The sequence below is a fragment of the Sphingomonas sp. PP-CE-3G-477 genome (assembly GCF_003050745.1).
Classification (GTDB): Bacteria; Pseudomonadota; Alphaproteobacteria; order Sphingomonadales; family Sphingomonadaceae; genus Sphingomonas.
Window position 1 is genome coordinate 1 of the sequence record NZ_QAOF01000030.1, and the last position, 1,228, is coordinate 1,228.

The following is a 1,228-nucleotide window of genomic DNA, read 5'->3' on the forward strand; positions in this document are numbered from 1 at the left end:
TTGCGATCCGTCCCTTCCCGTCGCCGACGAGTTTGCGGCTCGTCGGCGACGGCCTTTCTTGCCAGAAAGACCGCCACCTTCATAAGACAAGCGGTTTCTGATCAGTCTGCATCGTAACCAGCGGCTGCAAAGTAGTTCGAGCATTCCTGGGGCGAGTAGAGGTCGACGATACGCCCGATGGCATCCCAGAGGCCATGGATGGTCCGCTCGGCCGCTTTTCGCAGATGCGCCTTCAGCTTGGAGAAGGCCATCTCGATGGGGTTGAAGTCCGGGCTGTAGGGCGGAAGGAACAGGAGTCTGGCACCCGCGGCTTCGATGGCGGCACGCACGGCTGGCGCCTTATGACTCGATAAGTTGTCCATGATGACGACGTTGCCGGGCGAAAGTTCGGGCACGAGGACGCGGGTCACGTAGGTGGTGAAGGCTTCACCGTTCATCGCTCCGTCGAGCACCCAGGGCGCGATCATGCCCGTGCGGCTCAGACCCGCGACGAAGGTAGTGGTTTTCCAGTGCCCGTGCGGCACACCGGCCCGCAGTCGTTCGCCGCGTGGCGCTCGGCCGTAGCGACGCGCCATGTTCGTTGATGCCCAGGTCTCATCGATGAAGATGAGCTGCTCGGGATCGAGATCAAGCTGGCCATCAAACCATTCCTCTCGTCGTTTTAGGATGTCCGGGCGATCCTGCTCGGTCGCGTGCGCTGTCTTTTTTTGCGCGTGATCCCGCGCCGCGCGAAGAACCGCCATATCGTGCCGAGTGCGACCTCGGTGCCGTGATCGGCCAGAAGTGCCTGCAACTCGGCCAGGGTGATGTCGGGCGTCGCCTTACAAGCCTCCAGGATCAACTCGGCATGCGCCTCGATCCTCATCGAACGTCGATCGCCACCCTGCTGCTGTGGCGCCGGCGTTCCGTGCTGGTTTGCAAGCTGCTGCCACCGGACAGCGCTCGCGGCGCTAACACCGAACCGTACCGCCGCCTGTCGACGCGACAGACCGCTCGCGATCGCCGCCACAACCCTGTCTCGAGGATCCACTGACAATGCTCGCGCCATCAATGCCAGCCTCCTGCACCGGCAGGATTTATGAATCAGAAAACCGCAGCGACGGGAATCACCTTATGATTCAGCACGGTGAGAAACCGCTTGTCTTATGAAGGTGGCGGTCTTTCTGGCAAGAAAGGCCGTCGCCGACGAGCCGCAAACTCGTCGGCGACGGGAAGGGACGGATCGCAA

The 1,228-nt window shown here is 62.1% G+C and carries 1 protein-coding gene; it reads right to left on the reverse strand.

Annotation, left to right across the window (positions count from 1 at the left end):
- Positions 1-101: 101 nt before the first annotated feature.
- Positions 102-1,048, reverse strand: a protein-coding gene (locus tag C8J45_RS18800) for an IS630 family transposase (RefSeq protein WP_107964664.1) whose coding sequence is annotated in 2 segments (ribosomal slippage) — positions 102-712 and positions 712-1,048 — 948 coding nt in all. Because the reading frame shifts where the segments join, the coding sequence is not laid out codon by codon here.
- Between the last annotated feature and the right edge of the window lie 180 nt (positions 1,049-1,228).